This window comes from Acidobacteriota bacterium (assembly GCA_039683095.1).
In the GTDB taxonomy this organism is placed as follows: Bacteria; Acidobacteriota; Aminicenantia; order Aminicenantales; family Saccharicenantaceae; genus RBG-16-66-30.
On sequence record JBDKSB010000012.1, the window covers coordinates 1 to 17,995 of the forward strand.

At 63.5% G+C, this 17,995-nt stretch carries 22 protein-coding genes and 2 tRNA genes; 9 read left to right on the top strand and 15 right to left on the bottom strand.

Annotated elements, in window-relative coordinates; translation table 11 throughout:
* Positions 1-32: 32 nt before the first annotated feature.
* The 6 genes from ABFD52_07835 to ABFD52_07860 all read right to left on the bottom strand — a co-directional run bounded on the left by ABFD52_07835 (position 33) and on the right by ABFD52_07860 (position 5,234).
* Complete coding sequence (locus ABFD52_07835) at positions 33-272, bottom strand: helix-turn-helix transcriptional regulator (protein ID MEN6560669.1); 240 nt, start codon at positions 270-272, stop codon at positions 33-35.
* Between the two features lie 277 nt (positions 273-549).
* On the bottom strand, positions 550-1,074 hold the full coding sequence (locus ABFD52_07840) for a hypothetical protein (GenBank protein MEN6560670.1): 525 nt from the start codon (positions 1,072-1,074) through the stop codon (positions 550-552).
* Between the two features lie 504 nt (positions 1,075-1,578).
* Positions 1,579-2,151 carry a hypothetical protein gene (locus ABFD52_07845; GenBank protein MEN6560671.1) on the bottom strand — a complete coding sequence of 191 codons (573 nt, stop codon included), beginning with the start codon at positions 2,149-2,151 and terminating at the stop codon, positions 1,579-1,581.
* 464 nt (positions 2,152-2,615) lie between these two features.
* On the bottom strand, positions 2,616-4,631 hold the full coding sequence (locus ABFD52_07850; protein MEN6560672.1) for a CHC2 zinc finger domain-containing protein: 2,016 nt from the start codon (positions 4,629-4,631) through the stop codon (positions 2,616-2,618).
* Positions 4,628-4,891: a DUF5659 domain-containing protein gene (locus tag ABFD52_07855; protein ID MEN6560673.1), complete on the bottom strand. Its 264-nt coding sequence runs from the start codon at positions 4,889-4,891 to the stop codon at positions 4,628-4,630. The genes ABFD52_07850 and ABFD52_07855 overlap by 4 nt, the downstream gene beginning before the upstream one ends.
* A 52-nt stretch (positions 4,892-4,943) precedes the next feature.
* A complete protein-coding gene (locus ABFD52_07860; protein MEN6560674.1) occupies positions 4,944-5,234 on the bottom strand; it encodes a helix-turn-helix domain-containing protein in 291 nt (96 codons plus the stop codon).
* Between the two features lie 221 nt (positions 5,235-5,455).
* On the opposite strand from ABFD52_07860, the gene ABFD52_07865 reads away from it, so the two are divergent.
* Entirely contained in the window at positions 5,456-5,704 is a 249-nt protein-coding gene (locus tag ABFD52_07865) for a hypothetical protein (GenBank protein ID MEN6560675.1), read from the top strand.
* Between the two features lie 23 nt (positions 5,705-5,727).
* Here ABFD52_07865 and ABFD52_07870 read toward each other — a convergent pair whose 3' ends face one another.
* The 3 genes from ABFD52_07870 to ABFD52_07880 all read right to left on the bottom strand — a co-directional run bounded on the left by ABFD52_07870 (position 5,728) and on the right by ABFD52_07880 (position 6,778).
* Positions 5,728-6,195 (bottom strand): hypothetical protein, encoded by a 468-nt coding sequence (locus ABFD52_07870; protein ID MEN6560676.1) that lies wholly within the window; start codon positions 6,193-6,195, stop codon positions 5,728-5,730.
* Entirely contained in the window at positions 6,167-6,445 is a 279-nt protein-coding gene (locus ABFD52_07875; GenBank protein ID MEN6560677.1) for a hypothetical protein, read from the bottom strand. The genes ABFD52_07870 and ABFD52_07875 overlap by 29 nt, the downstream gene beginning before the upstream one ends.
* A gap of 247 nt (positions 6,446-6,692) precedes the next feature.
* A tRNA-Leu gene (locus ABFD52_07880) sits at positions 6,693-6,778 on the bottom strand.
* Positions 6,779-6,871: 93 nt separating this feature from the next.
* Here ABFD52_07880 and ABFD52_07885 point away from each other — a divergent pair.
* Complete coding sequence (locus ABFD52_07885) at positions 6,872-7,453, top strand: RNA methyltransferase (protein MEN6560678.1); 582 nt, start codon at positions 6,872-6,874, stop codon at positions 7,451-7,453.
* Positions 7,454-7,518: 65 nt separating this feature from the next.
* On the opposite strand, the gene ABFD52_07890 is transcribed toward ABFD52_07885, so the two are convergent.
* The 3 genes from ABFD52_07890 to ABFD52_07900 are packed head-to-tail and all read right to left on the bottom strand — an operon-like array spanning position 7,519 to position 10,113.
* A complete protein-coding gene (locus ABFD52_07890; protein MEN6560679.1) occupies positions 7,519-9,102 on the bottom strand; it encodes a PDZ domain-containing protein in 1,584 nt (527 codons plus the stop codon).
* A gap of 14 nt (positions 9,103-9,116) precedes the next feature.
* Positions 9,117-9,542, bottom strand: a complete 426-nt coding sequence (locus ABFD52_07895) for a hypothetical protein (GenBank protein ID MEN6560680.1) — start codon at positions 9,540-9,542, stop codon at positions 9,117-9,119.
* On the bottom strand, positions 9,529-10,113 hold the full coding sequence (locus ABFD52_07900) for a sigma-70 family RNA polymerase sigma factor (protein MEN6560681.1): 585 nt from the start codon (positions 10,111-10,113) through the stop codon (positions 9,529-9,531). The genes ABFD52_07895 and ABFD52_07900 overlap by 14 nt, the downstream gene beginning before the upstream one ends.
* Positions 10,114-10,338: 225 nt before the next feature.
* On the opposite strand from ABFD52_07900, the gene ABFD52_07905 reads away from it, so the two are divergent.
* From ABFD52_07905 to ABFD52_07925, 5 genes are read left to right on the top strand one after another with little or no spacing between them, the layout of a single operon-like run.
* Positions 10,339-10,893 (top strand): sigma-70 family RNA polymerase sigma factor, encoded by a 555-nt coding sequence (locus tag ABFD52_07905; protein ID MEN6560682.1) that lies wholly within the window; start codon positions 10,339-10,341, stop codon positions 10,891-10,893.
* The gene (locus ABFD52_07910; GenBank protein ID MEN6560683.1) at positions 10,890-11,405 is read left to right on the top strand and encodes a zf-HC2 domain-containing protein; all 516 of its coding nucleotides are present in this window, start codon (positions 10,890-10,892) and stop codon (positions 11,403-11,405) included. The genes ABFD52_07905 and ABFD52_07910 overlap by 4 nt, the downstream gene beginning before the upstream one ends.
* 18 nt (positions 11,406-11,423) lie before the next feature.
* A complete protein-coding gene (locus ABFD52_07915) occupies positions 11,424-11,912 on the top strand; it encodes a DUF5668 domain-containing protein (protein MEN6560684.1) in 489 nt (162 codons plus the stop codon).
* Positions 11,913-11,923: 11 nt separating this feature from the next.
* Entirely contained in the window at positions 11,924-12,148 is a 225-nt protein-coding gene (locus tag ABFD52_07920; protein ID MEN6560685.1) for a DUF5668 domain-containing protein, read from the top strand.
* On the top strand, positions 12,138-13,460 hold the full coding sequence (locus ABFD52_07925) for a hypothetical protein (protein MEN6560686.1): 1,323 nt from the start codon (positions 12,138-12,140) through the stop codon (positions 13,458-13,460). Before ABFD52_07920 ends, ABFD52_07925 begins: the two co-directional genes overlap by 11 nt.
* A 100-nt stretch (positions 13,461-13,560) precedes the next feature.
* Here ABFD52_07925 and ABFD52_07930 read toward each other — a convergent pair whose 3' ends face one another.
* The 3 genes from ABFD52_07930 to ABFD52_07940 all read right to left on the bottom strand — a co-directional run bounded on the left by ABFD52_07930 (position 13,561) and on the right by ABFD52_07940 (position 15,404).
* Complete coding sequence (locus ABFD52_07930; protein MEN6560687.1) at positions 13,561-14,460, bottom strand: hypothetical protein; 900 nt, start codon at positions 14,458-14,460, stop codon at positions 13,561-13,563.
* A 49-nt stretch (positions 14,461-14,509) separates the two neighbouring features.
* A complete protein-coding gene (locus ABFD52_07935; GenBank protein MEN6560688.1) occupies positions 14,510-15,316 on the bottom strand; it encodes a biotin/lipoate A/B protein ligase family protein in 807 nt (268 codons plus the stop codon).
* A gap of 13 nt (positions 15,317-15,329) precedes the next feature.
* Positions 15,330-15,404: transfer RNA gene (locus ABFD52_07940), tRNA-Gly, on the bottom strand.
* A gap of 117 nt (positions 15,405-15,521) precedes the next feature.
* Between ABFD52_07940 and ABFD52_07945 the strand changes: the two genes are divergently transcribed.
* Positions 15,522-15,896 (top strand): polymer-forming cytoskeletal protein, encoded by a 375-nt coding sequence (locus ABFD52_07945; GenBank protein MEN6560689.1) that lies wholly within the window; start codon positions 15,522-15,524, stop codon positions 15,894-15,896.
* A gap of 88 nt (positions 15,897-15,984) precedes the next feature.
* Positions 15,985-17,991, top strand: a complete 2,007-nt coding sequence (gene uvrB / locus ABFD52_07950; protein ID MEN6560690.1) for an excinuclease ABC subunit UvrB — start codon at positions 15,985-15,987, stop codon at positions 17,989-17,991.
* Positions 17,992-17,995 lie beyond the last annotated feature (4 nt).

Genomic DNA, 17,995 nt, shown 5'->3' on the forward strand with positions numbered 1-17,995 from the left:
AGCGGAGCGGCCGCTTCCGGTCGAGGCGGATCTTATGTGACATGGAGCATCTCCCCGTTGGCCTCGGCGATCCGCTTGGCAGCCGCCTCGCGCTCCTTCTGCCGTGCAACCTGGCGGGCAAGGCGGATGAGTGCCTCGTAATAGAGGCCTGTCGGACGATGCAGACCGGCCTCCCAGTTGTGTACAGAAATCCACGAACAGCCGATCTTTCTGGCCAAGCCGTCCTGGCTTAGACCCATAGACGTGCGCAACTGCTTTACATCGATATTCATGAGATTTGTCCTAGGGGGATTGAAAAGGAAGAGCAGAGAATCGCTTGATTTCTCTGCTACCCCATAGTCGCAAAAAGAGGCCGAATGGCAAAAAGAATCTTTATATAGATTCTTTCATCTTCCACACGAATTATCCAACCGAGATTGAACGAGAGGGGTGCAAGGGACGGATGATGCGGGAAAGTTCCCGTATCATGCGGGGTGTTACACCGCCAGCGGCAGGGGCATTTGCTATTGACGAGCCTCCAGAATCTGCGCGAAAAACGGCGACATTCGTTCACGGCGCGTCCCCGCGAAACTCTTTCAGCCGTATCTTCCGGGCTAAGTCGCTCCGGATCTTCCTGCGGCTGTACCCAAGCCGACCCCTGACTTGGTTCTCCGTCAATCCGAAGCGCTCCGCCATCTCCCTGCGACTCGCCCCGGCGAGATGGGCCCGCATCAAGTCCGAGTGCATAACCTCGACCCCCGCGTCCTCGGCCATAATGGCAAGACGGGTGGGATCTGTGATCCTCTTCCGCATCATGTCGTTTCTGGTCACCCGATCAAGCCGACGCCGTCGTGACGCTTCCCGTCGCCAGTAGTCGTATAGCCGCCTGAGAGCAACGAGCCGGCAGAATGACCGGACGCTCTTTTCTCCCCGGTCTGCCCGAATCTCGCCCACCCGCTCGAGGCTCGCATAAACCCTGGCGAGAACCTCCTCCACGAGCGGAGCATCAAAGCCGCACCGGGCCCGCTTGGCGATGAAGTTCCGCAAGTCCATCTCGCACATCTGCTGGACCGTCCAGCGGTCGAGCTTGGTCATGGGGCAAGCCCCGAAGTGCCAGCCGGCCCCTTGCTGTCAGAGGCAGGGGCGGACCCGCGGAACCTCGCCCGAAGGCCATCGGCCAGGCCGGAGTCAACCGCCTCCACGAGACGATCCGCCCACCACGAGAGCTGCCGGCATTGCGCCGAGCAGAACGTCTGATCATAGCGTTTGGGCCGGAATCGCTTATGGCAAACCGGGCATTGGGCGTGAATATCCCCGCGCCCCCTACCGTTCGCCTCACCTGATGCATTAACGCACGGGTTCCGGGCAATCCGTTGGGTCTTCCGCGATGCCATTCGTCCTCCTATGCCCTGCCCTCGGGGCGATGCAGACGCTCCCATTCCCGTAGCCAATGGAGCAACGACCGCGCCGTCACGGGCACCACGGTTGATGTCCGGCAGGAAGCGCACGAGAACATCACCGGGATCGGGCCACTATGCTCGGCACGGGGCAGGATCTCGAGGTCGAACGCATGCCCGCAACGACAGCGCCCTCCTCTCATCATGGCTCCTCCCCCTGCCCCCCATCCGTTCGCCCCCCTGGCGCGTCCTGGGGCGCGTCTGGGCCGTCCCCGGCAGGCAGGGAGGCCTTGACGGCCCTCTCGGCAGCTATCTCGGCATCGCGGATCTCGATATAGCGCGTCAAGGGGATAATCCCGTCATCCTCGCCCTTACCCTTGGCTTGGCGCAGGGTCTCAAGGGCAAGGCAGTTCTGGCGAATCGTATTCGTGTACGCTATGAGCGATTTCCCCAGGATAGGGTGCAACTCAAGGGCCCCGTGCTTTAATGAGTCCTGGCGCAGCACCCCGGCCTTGCGGATGTACAGAGTCGCCAACTTGATTACGCCTTGAGCTTCGATGAGCGACTCGACAAGCATGGCCGCCTCGGGGGTTATCTTGTCCGGTCCGCCGTGGCGCTCGATCAGCTCGTCCCGAAGGCGCTGGAGATCCTTGCGGACTTGGGTGAAGGCGCGGCCCGATGGGACGCGTTTGTTGTCAATCCATGAGATGATACCGTGGCGGACCCGGCCCTTCTTGGCCAGCTCGACCGCCTCATTCTTGGCCTTTTCGGTCATGTCGTTTGCCTCTACGCTAAGTGATTGAAGTGACTAAAGATGCGGAATAACGCCCAATTATGAGTCGCCCGTTTCTGGCACAATCTAGGCACACCGGGCCGCCCCATAAGGCAGAGATAACGGGATTCCGAATCCATCTCTCGGGGCGGATGCGGAGACCATCCAAGGGGTGCCGGGGTCGATGTCTATAGCCCTTGCTTCACCCCTTCCGGCGTGTCGATTGAGGTTTCCTTGATTCCTTGATGACCCCCACCCCCATACCCCCAAAACAGCCTTTTTGACCTCATGGGTCCACCCCCCATCAAGGAAACAAGAGAACCTACTATTCTTGGCATTCATATGGGGCGAATCTTTAATAAGGTTTCCTTGAAAAGTGCTATCAAGGGAACTACAAGGGAACCTATCCGGAAGGGGGTTTACTTGAAAAAATGGGGGTTTCCTCGAAAGCCTGTTTTCAAGGGAACTCATGGCTTGATCCTGAAGGCCGTGCCGGTCCGGCCGCCCTTGGAAGTAGGAGGGATTTCGATCTCCTCGATGCGGCCCTCGTCGATGAGCTGCTTGAGGATCTCGTCGGCGAGCTTGGCCTTGATGCGCGTCGCGCTGAGGATGTCGCTTCGTAGTATCTGCCCGCGCTTGCGAATGATCTTCTCGATGGTCGCCATTTGCTTGGAGAACCAGTCGAATCGGACCTCCTCTTGGAAGAACCGGGGCAGTTTGGCTTTGATCCATTCGATGACGGTGACAGCGTCGCGGAAGGATTGTTCGCCAACTTTGAGGGAGCCGTCCTCCGCGAGCTGGAAGAGACAGGCGAGCTTGATGAGCATGACCTCGAGGCGCTGGAAGACGGCCTGGAGGTCGCCCTCGGTCCGCATGACTTGGCGCATGTGTTCGCGGCCCCACTCCTCCATGAGCGGCAGGATCGGCCGAACGTCTATCTCTTGGTCGGGCTCCAGGGCGTCAAGCTCCCTCAGCCGGGTCTCAATGCCACGGTCGAGGTAGAGTGGGCTCGGGAGCCGGTAGTCGCGGTCCTGTTCGGGTGCGGGGACGAAGATAAAACGAGTCCAGATGCCGCCCTCGAAGTCCTTCTTCTTGAGGCTCTCGACGAACCATGTGGCGATGCCGGCGGAGAGGATACTGACGATGGGGTTCTCGACGACGATCTCCCCGCCATCTCCGACGGTCCAGCGCTTGAAGGCCTTCTTGTAGTCGTAGATATCGACGAGGAACGATGCAAGGCCCCGGTTGTACTCGGAGCCGAGCTGGAACTCTTTGACCTGGATGAGCTCGCGCCAGATGATGAGGCCCCGCGGGTACTTGTTGAGGATCTTGTAGAGCGCCTCGGGCGTGAACGAGTCGGGCAGGAGGAGCGAAGAGTTGACCTCGTTGAGGTAATCGGCGACGACGTCGGTCGTGGTAGACTTCCGGTAATAGGTCGAGGGTGCCAGTAGCAGAATGTAGAGGTTGAGATTCGTCCGGCGAGGGAACATGAAGTAGAACTTATTGAGGACGCCGGAGAGGAGCGCGATGCCGCTGAAGAGGAGAAAGATCGGAGAGGCGTCCGTTGACCGGGCGATGGACTCGATGTAGCGGTTGAGGAAGGCGTTGTGGATGACCGGAAAGTCCGCGCCGGTCGGCGCGGACTCGGGTAAGTTCTCCGATGGCACGGGTTCCGGCTCGGGCTCCTTTGCGTCGAAGACGGGGGCGCTTGCCGCGATGTCCTCGAGGGCCGCCCGGAGCCCCTCCGTGTCTTGGGCGTCATGCAGTTCGATCCAGTCGGAGATGTCCTGGTCCTTCTCCAGGCCGGGGAGCTGGATGATCTTGACCTCGCGGGCATGGAGGGCGATGTCCTTGGCCCGCCTGACCGACTCGAACTCATAGCCGGTGTCGAGGCAGATCCGGACAGCCTTGCCCTTGAAAGGCTCCGCGAAATGCGGCCGCCAATGACTGACGCCGAAGGGTGTCGTTGTCGCGGTGAGCCCGAGTCGCCTGACGTTGTCCGCGTCCTTCTCGCCCTCGACGAGCCAAACCGGGTCGCCGGCCAGGACTTCTGGGAGGTGGTAGAGGACCTGGCGGACCCCGGCCATTTTGCGGTCAGCCTTGAACGCCTTGGGCTCAAAGCGCAGGACGCTATAGAGCGGCCTTTTCTCCTCGTCGGTATAGGTGTAGGTTGCCGAGGGGGCGGGCCTGCCGTGGCCGTTGCCATTGCCGCCGTCGAGGTGGAAGTGCTCCGTTAGCTGGCGGATCGCTTCGCCCTTCGTCAAGCCCCGCGTCTCCATGAGGTAGTTGATGATGCTGCCGCCCTTCTTGCACGCATGGCAGTACCAGAGCCAGGAGCCCTCCTTTTGGGAGACGTGCAAGCTGGGATTCTTATCGGCGTGGAGAGGGCAGAGCGTGTTCTCGCCGACGAAGGCGTGGCCCTCGTCTTCAAGGTATCGGCGGAGGTCGGAGTGGATGATCTGGTCGATGACTTGGTCGGTCATGGACGGCCCCCTCTCGCCATGCCACGCAAGGTTCGCATGTTCGTGAGGAAGGTCTGGGCGGGAACCGCGCCATCATTGAGATAACTCAGCCGAAAGTCTTCGATGGCTAGGTGCTGGAATATCCAAAACACGCGCCCATCGTGCTCTTCGGTTCCGACCAGGGTGCAGCCCCTGGATCTCAAGAATGCGGCGAGGCCGATCTCGGAAGTTTTAAGGGAGGGGATTTCGGGGGGGGTTGGACTTTCGCCCTTGGTTTTCATCTTATCTTTTCCTTTAATCTATATGCTGACGGGGCGCACGGCCCCGGCGTAATTAGGCAGCGGGATGGTTGGCGATTACGACGCTATCCGCGTTCCGCGCCTCGAAAGAACGCGCCTCGATCCAGACGCAAATCTTCGCGGGGTGAAATAGGATCTTGCCGCCAATGCGGACGTGCGGGATCTCGCTACGCTTCACCATCTCGTAGATAGACCATGACGAGAGGTGGAGCTTTTTGGCGAGTTGCCCAACGGAGAGAAGGTCGGGAACCTGGATCGCGGCGGGGCTATCGGCGTTTCCCTTGGCCTTGGGGCTGAAGAAGTTGCGCCGCTGAATTTCTCTCACCTCTAGAATTTAGCCAGAAGCGCATAAAGTTCAAGTGGAGAATTCAGCCCCCATAGCGCCCCACGCGCGGCGTCATGAGAATGGGGAGCGAGCCGAAAAGGGATGTGGATGACGGTAGCAACGAAGTGGCTGCCAAAGCGGGCAGGACTTGGGCGTGACTATTTGACAGGGTCGTCTTCATGGTCATATAGTTGTCGTCATAAATCCCACAGCATCGCGGCATGAAGGAGAAGAGGGAAATGCAATACCGTGAATATTCCTTTGATATTGAAACCTATGATATTAAGCCCCCCGTCGGCGGTAAATATGGATTCGGCGGGAAGGTCCGGGACATGCGTTCTCCCGATAGAAAACCGGTTAACTATATCGCTCATGAGCATTGGGGAGAAACGAAGGAAGAAGCATTCGCCAAAGCTCACAAAGAAGCGAAGAGCTGGGTTGACCAGCAGTTGACCCGCCAGAATACTTGAGCGGGATTATATTTAGGGCGAGGTTAGGGCTCGGCCTTTTTATCGTCGGGCCCTTTGGCAGGAGCCAAATCGGCCGCCTTTATCGATATTGCCTCGTCAAGTACTTTACAGTCCTCGAGAACTACGGTTGGCCGCAGGGTGTGAATAAACAATGCTTTCTCAAATGTGCGCAGAAAATCTATTCCAATCAGCACGTCGTTAGAATTTGGTTCGAGAATCACGACACCAATCTTTTTTACGTCTCCCAGCTGTGCTATTACCTGGGCTGTCAATTTATAGGAACTTCTTCCGTCCGCAACGGTCACCCCAGAAGTGCCAAATAGGGGTAAACCAAGGGGGAAGGCATGAAGAAGGGGCATACAAACAAAGCCAGAAAAGCCCGTATCAATAATTGCCTCGAACTCTTGGGGTGTTTGACTAAAAACCCCGCTTAAAAGAATCTTCAGGCGGGGAGCCCCGTCGTTACCTAAAGAGCCAATCTGTTGCGTCATTTATCGCGTGACTTACCCTAAATGCTCCCGTGGCCCCTACCCTTATCAAATGGAATATACCCAGGGGCGCGTCCTGGCGAGCATGGGTTAGTGCCTCAAGTGGGGAATCCGCAATATATGTTTTTTCGGTTAATACATCTATGGCAACGAATTTCCCCATATGTTCAATTTCATAGGCGTCTTTGTACTTCTTTAGATAGATAGCTTCGCCGCATTCGGCTATGGCCCTTGGATCTGACGATTGATTCATGGTGACTCCATCCTAGAATTATGATTGACTTTTGTCAATCAGCCCGCCTAGGGCTATTATTGCAGTTTTGTCCCAGTTATTTTCTTTGGTTTTTTGGCTAAGTTGGTGTGTCTAGATTGTGTCTAAAAATTCCAACCTGAACCGAATCCCGCCTGAAGGTTCCACAAACCTAAAGACCAAAAAACGGCCAAAAACCGCCCTTGAACATCGGCCCATTTTTTGGCGTAAATCGCTGATAATGAAAGAGTGCCGGTGGAGGGAATCGAACCCACACGCCTATCGCTAGGCACAGGATTTTGAGTCCCGCGCGTCTGCCAGTTCCGCCACACCGGCACGGCTCGATAACTATAGGAGAAAAGACCGCCCGATTCAAGGACGAGCACGGCCGCGATTGTCTCTCCCCCGCCGGTCTGTTATAGTCGGACCATGCCGACGCCCGAGCGCATCGCCAAGGTCGAGAGGGTCCTGGCCCGGCGCCAAGCCGACCTGCGGGTCGTCCTCGAAGGTCTGACCAACGCCCACAACGCCAGCGCGGTCATGCGGACGTGCGACGCGGCCGGCGTCCTCTACCTCGACCTCATCGGGCCCAATCCCGAGCTCCTGCGGCCGAACAAGGCCATCTCGACCCGGGCCGACAAGTGGCTGGAGATCGGCGTCCACCCGACGCCGCAGGCCTGCTTCGGGCCCTTGAAAGGGGCCGGCTACGAGATCGTGGCCACCCATCTCGTCCGCGACGCGGTCCCCTACACCGAGATCGACTTCGCCCGGCCGACGGCGCTCGTTTTCGGCAGCGAAGCCGAGGGCATCAGCGAGGAGTGCCTGGCCTTCGCCGACCGGAACGTCCGCATCCCCATGTTCGGCATGGTCCAGAGCCTCAACCTGTCGGTCTCGGTCGCGGTCATCCTCTACGAGGCCCTGCGGCAGAGGGCGGCCAAAGGCTACGATTCCCGGCTCCCGGCCGCCGAGATCGAGTCGCTCCGGAAGCGCTGGCTGAACGCCGGGGAATAAAAAAGGAGGGACGGCCCCCTTGCGGGGACGGTCCCTCCGGAACGAGAGAGACCGGAGCAGGCCTCTTAGATCCTTCTCAGGTTGCCCTTCAGGGTCACGTTGCGCCGCAGCATCGGGGACGAGCCGCCCGTCCAGTTCTGCAGCTCGTTCCGCAGGGCCTCGGTGTAGCCCTGCCAGGATTCGAGGAAGCTCTGCAGGCTGTCGGATTCGAGCGGGTCGCCGCTCTCCTGCTCGGCCACCTCGACCGTGAAGGTCATGGTCTTCTTGTCCCTCAGCACCTCCAGCTTGACCTTGTCGCCCTTGGCCTTCGACTGGATGTGGTCGATGAGCTCGTCCGCGGTCCCGACGCGCCGGCCGTCGACGCCGACGATGATGTCGCCGACCTGGAGCTTGGCCATGTCCGCCGGGCCGCCCTCGGTCACCTTGGAGATGATCAGCGCGGCCCCGTCCTTGACCCCGAAGTGCGCGGCCAGCTCCGGATTGAGCTCGTTGCAGGCGATGCCGATGAATTTCCGCGCTTCGAAGGACCGGCCGGGGGCCTTTCGCGGATTGCCGGGAGCGCCCGGCCCCGGGGCGGCCCCCGGAGGCGGCGCGACCGGTCCGAACAGCCCGGGGAAGCGGATGGTCATCTCCTTCATGGCCTCGTCATCGGCCAGCTCGCCGAGCTTGACCTTGATCTCCAGGGGCTTGCCGTCCCGCTCGATCCCCAGGACGATCTCCTGGCCCGGCTTCCTCTTGCGGATCTCGGCGGCCAGGACGTCGGGGCCGGAGACGGCGCGGTCCCCGATCTTGAGGACGACGTCGTCCGTCTTGAGCTTGGCCAGCCCGGCCGGGCTTTCCGGATCGACGCTGCCGATGATCGTCCGCCCCTTCTCGTCCAGCTTGATGCCGATGCCCATCCAGCCGCGCTCGACCCGGCCTTTGTCCTTGATCTGGGCGGCGATATCCCTGACGACGTCGATCGGCACGGCCAGGGCCATGCCCGACGAGGGCGCCTCGGCCCGGCTGCCCATGACGTAGCCGGAGCCGGCCTGCTCCCGGTCGCGGAACTGGAAGACGACGGGCCGTTCCTCCATGTAGATGCCGCGCAGGAGCCCGACCATGCGCCCCTGATCGTCGATGACCGGGCCGCCGCTCGACCCGGGCGTCACCCAGACGTTCAGGCGGAGCTTGTCCTCGGCGACCGAGCTGACGATGCCCTGGGTCACGGCCGCGGTCCGTTCGGGCGAAACGCCCACGACGCAGATCCACGAGCCGGGGGCCAGTCCGGACGACTTCCCCGTCCCGATCGCGGGCAGGTCCGCGTCCTTGGCCCGGAGCAGGGCCAGCTGGGTCTCGGTGTCGAAGCCCAGGAACTCCGCTTCCAGGACCTTGCCCTCGGACGTGGTGATGGAAACCTTCTCGTCGCGGGGCGAGACCAGCGCGGTCGTGGCGACGTAGCCGCCCTTCTCGATGACCACCCCGGTGGCCACGCGGCTGGTGCGGTTCCGGACCTCGACCCGGACGACGGACGGATAGACCTTCCTGGCGACGGCGGCGATGTCTGGACCGCCCCCGCCCTTCGCCCCGGCCGCCTCGGCGCCGAACGTCGGAGCCAGGACGGCAAGGCAGGCCATGATGACAAGGGCCGGCTTGTTCATCTTGTTCATGCCTTCAGATCCTCCTAATAAATGATCTCCGAAGACGGGATCTCGGAAACCTGCTCCAGTATGTAAACCGTCGTGGCTTGGGGCTGGGCCTGGGGTTGGGCCTCGCGGAACTCGGAGGCGTAATCCATGGTCTCGTAGACGGGGACGGCCAGGTTCCTCCCGGCGGCGGGGAGGCCCGTCGTCCCCGTTCCGGGCGCAACGGTCAGGGCCTGCCGTTCGGCGTAGGTCAGGCCGGCGTCCTTCTCGGGCGCCGCGGGGCGGAAGACGAGGACCGCGGCCAGGATCAGGGCCGCCGAGCCGGCGAAGGCATACGCGAAACGCGCCCGCCGGGCCCGCTTCCTCTCCCTGCGGGCGGCCTGGAGCCGGCTCAGCACCGACTCCCCGAAGCCCGGGGGAGCCTGGACCTTGGTCAGCTTGCCGAGAAGTTCATGCCCTTCCATGTTCGCTCACCTCGTGGTCGGCCGCGGCGTCCTCGCCGTACCGGGCCTTCTCCAGCTTGCGCCGGAGCTGCTCCCGGCCCCGGCTGATCCGGGCCTTGACCGTGCCGACCGGCCGGTCGATGATCTTGGCGATCTCCTCCTGGGAGAAGCCTTCCATGTCCTTGAGGACGACAGGGACGCGGTAGCGGGGATGGAGGGATGCCAGGGCCTCCCGGAGGTTGCGGACCAGGCCGGAATCGGCCGGGTCCTCGTAGCAGGTGCCGCTCGAGTAGTTGTTGGGGATATCCTCGAGGGGGACGGTGCTCATGCGCCTCGACCTGCGGCTCTCGGTCTTGGCCAGGTTCGACGCGATCGTGTAGATCCAGGACGACAGCGGGGCGATCGGCTTGTACCGGTCGGCCTTGAAATACACCCGGATGAAGGTCTCCTGGGCCAGTTCGACGGCCTTCTGATAGTCGCCTGTGAACTGATAGAGATAATTCACGATCCTGTCCTTATAAAGAGCCATGATCTGGCCAAACGCCCACTCATCGCCCTTCTGGACGCGCCGGATCAGCTCTTGTTCGTCCATTCTCCGTAGTCCTAAAACGCCGGTTTCCCCGGGAAAGTTACATCGGCGCCGCTACCATTATATCAATTCGCGCCCCGTTTGCCCGGAGGCCGGCCCGCGGACGGCGCGGACGGCCGGGCTGACAGACTGACGGTCCCGTGTTGCCTGGAGGGGGCGATTTATAAGAAAATGGGCCCGCAAAATGGAACTTAGCTCCATCCGAATCCGTCAACCAAGGTGAATTGAGTGGACTTGGAAGCGATCATCAGGGACTGCCTGGAGGGCAGCCAGGACGCCTGGAGAAGCCTGGTGGACGCGTATGCCAGGAGGATCTTTAGCATGGCCTATCAGTTCTGCGGCAGCCGGGAGGAGGCCGAGGACCGGACCCAGGAGGTCTTCCTCAAGCTTCACGGCGCCCTGCCGAAATACGATCCCGGCAAGAACTTCACGGCCTGGTTCCTGACCCTGGCCAAGAACCATCTCATCGACGAGTACCGCCGGACCAGGTGGGAAAAGACGCAGCGCGACGATTTCGACGAGCGCGTCCTGACCCAGGCGGCCGGCGGCGGCCCGGAGGAAAGCCTGGAAGCGAAAGAGACCAGGGCTCTCGTCTGGGCGGGGCTGAACAGCCTGTCGGCGGACATGCGGATGATCCTCATCCTGAGAGACCTGCAGGGGCAGAGCTACGAGGAGATCGCCGGGATCCTCGGGCTTCCCCTGGGGACGGTCAAGTCCCGCGTCAACCGGGCCCGGTTCCAGCTGGCCCAGGTCCTGAAAGATCGCCGGGGAGGCCTATCATGACGTGCGAACGGATCGAAGAGCTCCTGTCCGCCTATCTCGAGGGCGAGTTGGGGCCGGCCGGGAAGGCCGAGGTGGAGGCCCACCTCGCCGCCTGCCCGGCCTGCGCGGAGTTCGCCGGCCTGATGAAGGAAGGCCTGGAGGCCGCGGCCGGCTTCCCCGAGATCGAGCCGTCGCCGGCCCTGGTCGCCCGGCTCTACGCTATCCCGGAGAAGGCCCGGGAGCGGAAGAGCGCCGCCCGGACCGTCTTCGACTGGCTGACCCGGCCGTCGCTTCAGCCCGTCTACGCGGCGGCGACCGCCGTCCTCATCGTCCTGTCCTTCGTCCTCTTCCATCCGGAGGGCCAAGGCATCCGGAAGAGAATCGACGTCGGGCTGCACCGCGGCATCGGGACGGTCGAGAAGCTCTGGGCCGACGCCGGGACGCTCAAGGGCCAGGTCGGAGCCCTGACCGGCAACGTCATCAAGTCGTTCAACACCCTGGGCCTGCTCGGGGACAAGGAAGCAAAGAAATAACGTAAACGGAGGCAAAAGATGGAAGAGAAGCAAATCATGCCGCAGAGGCCGCTGAAGTCGCCCGGGTTCGCCGGGCTCCTGGGGATCTTTCCCTTCGGGGCCGGCGCGCTCTACAACGGGCAGTACACCAAGGCCCTGCTCCACCTGGTCATCTTCGCCGGCCTCGTCCACATGCAGGGGCGCGGCGGCGGGCAGCCGTTCCTGGGGCTGCTCCTGGCCGGCTACATCGTCTACCAGTTCTTCGACAACATCCAGTCGGCCAAGGCGATCAACGCGGCCGCGGCCGGCCAGGCGCCGGCGGGACAGGCGGTCGCGGAGCTGCCGGAGGCGTCGTCCGGGTCGATCTTCTGGGGAATCGTCCTCATCGTCCTGGGCGTCGTGCTCATCCTGGCCAATTTCGAGGTCCTGTCCTACGACCGGCTGTTCGATTTCTGGCCGGTCGCGGTCATCGTCGTCGGCTTCAAGCTCGTGTACGACTCGATGACCAGGTCCAGGCAAGATAAGTGACGGAGGCTCACATGGCAGATCATAAAAAGGGCAATTCCCTCGTCTGGGGCATCATCCTCATCGCCGTCGGCGTCCTCTTCCTGCTCCAGCAGCTCGACGTCGACATCTTCGACCAGGTCTGGCGGTTCTGGCCGGTCATCCTGATCATCTGGGGCGCCGACAAGCTCTGGCTCGGTCTCAAGGAGAGGAACAGGCAGGCCGAGAAGCCGGGCCCGGACAAGACCCATGAGATTTAAAGAGGTCGTCCTCGTCGTCTTCCTGATCCTCGCCGGCCTGGTCCTCTTCCAGGTCAAGACCGGGCATTGGAACTTCGACTGGGCCTGGAACTGGGACGGCGAAGGGCTCAGCCTGGTCGGCAAGGAGGTCACGGCCGAGGAGACTCAAACGATCGCGGCGCCGCTGCCGGCGGCGATCGAGATCGAGAACGGCCACGGCTGGGTCGAGGTCCGCGGCGCCGACCAGGACTTCGCCCAGCTGACCTTCAAGAAGGTCGTCTGGCGGCGGGACGAGGCCGCGGCCAGGGAACTCGCCGGCCGGATCAAATATACGGCGGCGACGGCCGCGGACACGCTGCACCTGGCCACCAACCGGGAGGAGTTCAGGCGGAAGAACTTCGAAACGGGCTTCGTTCTGACCGTCCCCCGGTCGATGGTCGTCCGGGTCACGAACGGCTACGGCGCCGTCCGGATCGAAGGCGTCAGGGAAGCCAAGGTCAACAACCGGCACGGCGAGGTCCTCGTCTCGAACATCGACGGGCCCTGCACCCTGGAGACGAGCCACGAGGACATCGAGGCCCGGGAGATCAAGGGCGCCTGCGGCATCCGCAACAGCCACGGCGACGTCCGGGCCGTCTCGGTCACCGGCGACCTGTCGGTCGAGACGAGCTACGCCCGCATCCGGGTCGAGGACGCCGGCGGCCGGGCCGACCTGCGCGGCTCGAATGCCGACATCGAGGCCCTGCGCGTCGCCGGCGCGGTGACGGCCGACAGCTCCTACGAGAAGGTCCATGTCGCCGACGTCGGCCCGGCCACGATCACCGGCCACAACATGGCCGTGTCGGCCGAGAACGTCCGGGGCGACCTGGACGTGCGGACGAGCTACGAGACCGTCAGGGCGACGGGCGTCCAGGGCAAGTTCACCGTCGAGGCGCACAACTCGGCGGTCGTCGGCCTGGACATCCAGGGGCCGGCGATCTCGGTCCGGACATCCTACGAGAACGTCTCGCTGGCCGGATTCGCGGCCGAGACGAGCGTCGTCGACCGCAACGGCAGCGTCAGCCTCGAGCCGCGGGCGCTCAAGGGCGGCCTGTCCGTCGACAACGAACACGGGTCGATCGTGCTCCTCTGGCCGCAGGGCGAACGGGCCCGGCTCGAGGCCCGGGCCAGGGGCGGCTCCGTCCACTGGGGCCTGCCCGACAAGCCGGACGTCAACGAGACGAACGGCACGGCGGTGGTCAAGGCCTTCTCGGCCGAAACGGCGGCGCCGCTCGTCATCCTGGCCACGGCCTACGACGATATCCGCATCGAGGAAGGCGCGCGCAAGTTCTAGCGCGGGTCGTCGGATAGATCAGGGGCCGGCGCCTTCGGGCGCCGGCCCTGAGCAAAGCCGAAGAGAGGGATTCTGTCGGAATCTGGAGAAGAACCGTTTTTCAGGCGTGCTTGGAACGGCAGGCGTGGATGCGCTGGGCGATGACCCCGTTGACCTTGATGTTGAAGAAGGAGATCAGGTTGGTCACGTCCTTCTTGTACTTCGTGACGTAGCGCACGAAGTCGGAGCGCTCCTTGAAGCGCAGGAGGTTCTCGAACTCCGTGATCGTGTCGTGGAGCTCGATGACGAAGTGGTTGATCGTCCGGTAGTGGGCGTTGATGTCGATGAGGTCGTGGCCGGAGAGCTTGGCGAAGTCGAGGTGGGGCGGCAGGCTCTGGAGGATGAGCAGGCCCTCGGTATGGAGCTCGTTGACCGAATCGCCGATCTCCTGGAAATACGACCCGAAGTCCTGGGCCTTCCGCAGCTTGACCCCGGCCCGCTCGGGCAGCCGCTCGAACTGGGCCTTGAGCGAGACGATGGCGTCCTTGATGCCGAAGTACTTGCGGACCGGGCTGTAGAGGTCCAGGAAATCGCGGCCGATGTAGATCTTGTCCTCGTAGCGGGTCAGGAGCTCCTTGGGCTCGTGGGTGTAGAACTTGATCTCGAAGCGCCGGCCGTCGGAGTCGCGCTCGCGCAGCCGGGCCAGGACGAGGCCGCCGTTCTGATCGATGAAATAGCTGCTGACGTCGACGAGGACCGAATACTCGGCCAGGTTCAGGACGATGGCCTCCTTGAGGTAATCGAGGAGGGGCTCGTGGCGGGTGATGAACTCGGTGATGCCCTCGTCCGGGGTCGGGTTGAGGACCGAGTAGCTGGGCGAGAGAAGGTAGAGGGCCGGGCCGCGGCCGAGCTCGAGGTGCAGGTTCTTGAGGACGCTCTGATAGAGGTCGTCGAGGAGAGCCGGCTTGAGCGGCGGCAGGCCGGCCGGATCCAGCTTGGCGAGTTCTTCGACTTCGTTCATGACTTCGCCCTCACTTCGAGCCGAGTTTAGCCCCGGCCGGGGGCGAAAGTCAACGGCAGACGGGGCCGCGGCGGAAGGTCCAGGCGTCCGAGGCGTAGCGGGCGGCCTCGATGGCCCGCACCGCGTCCAGGTCGGCGGGAGCGAGGACGAAGGGCTCGAGAGAGACCCCGAAGAAACCGGCGAACCCCTGGACCAGCGGGCCGATGGCCGCCTCGAAATCGACGGGCCGGCCGAGGGACTCGGAGAGCGAGGTCATGCCCAGGCTCTCGGAGGTCTCCCCCGGCCTGGAGACGGCGGCCAGCAGGGCTTCGTCCTTGTCGAGGATGATCGAGCCGTGCTGGAGGAAGAGCGGGCCGGTGCGCTTCTGGGCGCTGCCGACGAGCTTGCGCCCGCCGATCTCGATCTCGTCGCGGGCGGGGAAGGCGAAGCAGGGCATGGTCCCCTTGGCGTAGCCCGCCGGCGAAGATTCGGCCAGGCGGGCCGATACGCCCAGGCCGGCCAGTCCGGCCAGCAGGGCCCGGGAGATCAGGCGGTAGGAGTCGCGGAGGGTCTCGGTAAAGACCGAGGCGTCGGACGAGGCCATCGAGTAGGTCACCTCGCGGTCGTGCAGGACCAGCTTGCCGCCGGTCATGCGCCGAACGATATCGATGCCGTTGGCCCGGCAGAAATCGACGTCCACGACCCGGGCGGCGTCCTGGGAGTACCCCAGGGACGCTGTCGGCCGGGTCCAGCGGTAGAAGCGGAGGAAGGTCCGGGTCGAATCCGCCCGGGCGAGATCGAAAAGGCGCTCGTCGACGGCCATGTTCCAGGAGCCCGGAAGCGGGGCTGGCTCGACGATCAGCTGCCAGGTCTTCATGCGAGTAAAAAAATGGAGCGGGCAATGGGACTCGAACCCACAACACCCGGCTTGGGAAGCCGGTACTCTACCATTGAGCTATGCCCGCTCAACAGGCGCTGGGATTCTATCATAAAACCCGGCCAAGCCAAAACTCCGCTTCGTTGACAGGGCGGACGGGCCCCCCTATAATCCCGATAGGAACGTCCCTTCAGGGAGAATTGCCATGTCCGACGAATCCGCGAACCGCGCTGTGCCCTCCAACGCCGACCGGCCGACGGCCCACGGCGTCACCCGCCTGGGCTCGACCGTCGTCCTCACCGGGGACATCGAGGCCCACGAGGACATGCTCATCGAAGGCCGGGTCAACGGCAAGATCACCGTCCCGTCGGGGACGCTGACCGTGGCCAAGGGCGCCAAGGTCGAGGCCGAAGTCCGGGTGCGCGCCTTCATCCTCCACGGCGAGCTCAAGGGGACGGTCCGGGCCGGCGAAAAGGCCCTGATCGCCGAGACGGGCGAGATGAACGGCGACATCGTCACGCCCAAGATCACCATCGCCAACGGCGCCCGATTCTCCGGCGGCATCCGGATGAAGGAATAAAGAGGGGTGGGCTTGACCCCCTCTTGACGGCCCGGCCGGCCGGCACGGATAGATTGGAAAACAGGCAGCGCCCCGTCACGGAAGCGAGATGTCCCGCAGACCCGATTCATTCCTCCTGACCTCGGAGTTCGTCCCCAAGGGCGATCAGGTCCAGGCCATCGACAGTCTGACCGAGGGGCTCCGCTCGGGGGCCCGCCACCAGGTCCTCAAGGGCGTCACCGGCTCGGGCAAGACCTTCACGATGGCCAACATCATCGCCCGGGTCAACCGCCCGGTCCTGGTCATCTCCCACAACAAGACCCTGGCCGCCCAGCTTTACCAGGAGTTCCGCCGCTTCTTCCCCCGCAACGCCGTCGAGTACTTCGTCAGCTACTACGATTATTACCAGCCAGAGGCCTTCATCCCGGCCTCGAACACCTACATCGCCAAGGAAGCGACCATCAACGACGAGATCGACCGGCTCCGCCTCTGCGCCACGAACTCCCTGTTCGCCCGGCGCGACGTCATCATCGTCGCCTCGGTCTCGTGCATCTACGGCATCGGCGCGCCCGAGAACTACTACTCCATGAGCTTCTCCCTCACGGTCGGAGAGCCCCAGCCGCGCAAGGCGCTCCTCGAGAGGCTCGTGGCCGTCCAGTACGGGCGCGAAGAGGCCGATTTCAAGCGCGGCTCGTTCCGCGTCCGCGGCGACATCGTCGAGGTCTTCCCGAGCTACGAGGACGCGGCCTACCGCGTCGAGCTTGAGGACGGCCGGATCAAGGCCATCTCCGCCGTCGACCCGCTCCTCGGCAAGGTCCGGGACGAGCTCGACACGGTCATGATCCACCCCCGGACCTTCTTCTCGACCCCGGCCGAGACCCTGCGCTCGGCCGTCGCCGGCATCGAGGCCGAGCTCAAGGACCAGGTCGCCTTCTTCCAGGCCCGGGGCCAGGCCGTCGAGGCGGCCCGCATCGAGGAGCGGACCCTCTACGACCTGGAGATGCTGCGCGAGTTCGGCTACTGTCCCGGCATCGAGAACTATTCCCGCCACCTGACCGGCCGGGCCGCCGGCGAGCCGCCCTACACCCTGCTCGACTACTTCCCCGAGGACTTCCTGACCATCATCGACGAGTCCCACGTCACCGTGCCCCAGATCGGCGGCATGTACGCCGGGGACCGCTCCCGCAAGCTGACCCTGGTCGAGCACGGCTTCCGCCTGCCCTCGGCGCTCGACAACCGGCCCCTCGATTTCGCCGAGTTCGAGGCCCGCGTCGGCCAGACCCTCTACGTCTCGGCCACGCCGGGCCTGTTCGAGATCAAGCGCTCGCCCGGCCGCGTGGTCGAGCAGGTCATCCGCCCGACCGGGCTGACCGACCCGGAGATCGAGATCCGGCCCGTCCGCGGCCAGGTCGACGACCTCATGGCCGAGATCCGGGCCCGGGCCGGCCGCCGCGAGCGCGTCCTGGTCACGACGCTGACCAAGAAGATGGCCGAGGACCTGGCCCGCCATTACCACGAGCTCGGCCTGCGGGTCCGCTACCTCCACTCGGAGATCGAGACCCTCGACCGGGTCAATGTCCTGCGCGACCTGCGCAAAGGCCGGTTCGACGCCCTCATCGGCATCAACCTCCTGCGCGAGGGGCTGGACCTGCCCGAGGTCTCGCTGGTGGCCATCCTCGACGCCGACAAGGAGGGCTTCCTCCGCTCGGCCACGGCCCTCATCCAGACCTTCGGCCGGGCCGCCCGCAACGTCGCCGGCCGGGTCCTGCTCTATGCCGACACCATGACCGACTCCATGCGGCTGGCCATCGACGAGACGACCCGCCGCCGCCTGATCCAGCAGGACTACAACGCCGTCCACGGCATCACGCCGCAGTCGATCGTCAAGGGCATCGACGAGGTCCTGACCTCGGTCTACGAGCGCGATTACCTCGACTACACGCGCCTGCCCGAGGAGAAGGACATCCTCCTGTCGCCGCAGAGGCGCAAGAAGCGGATGGAGGAGCTGTCGCGGCTCATGAAGGAAGCCTCGGACGCGCTCGAGTTCGAGAAGGCCGCCGCCTGCCGCGACGAGCTGGCCAAGCTCAAGAAGCGAGAGCTCGAGCTGGGGCTCTAGGGGC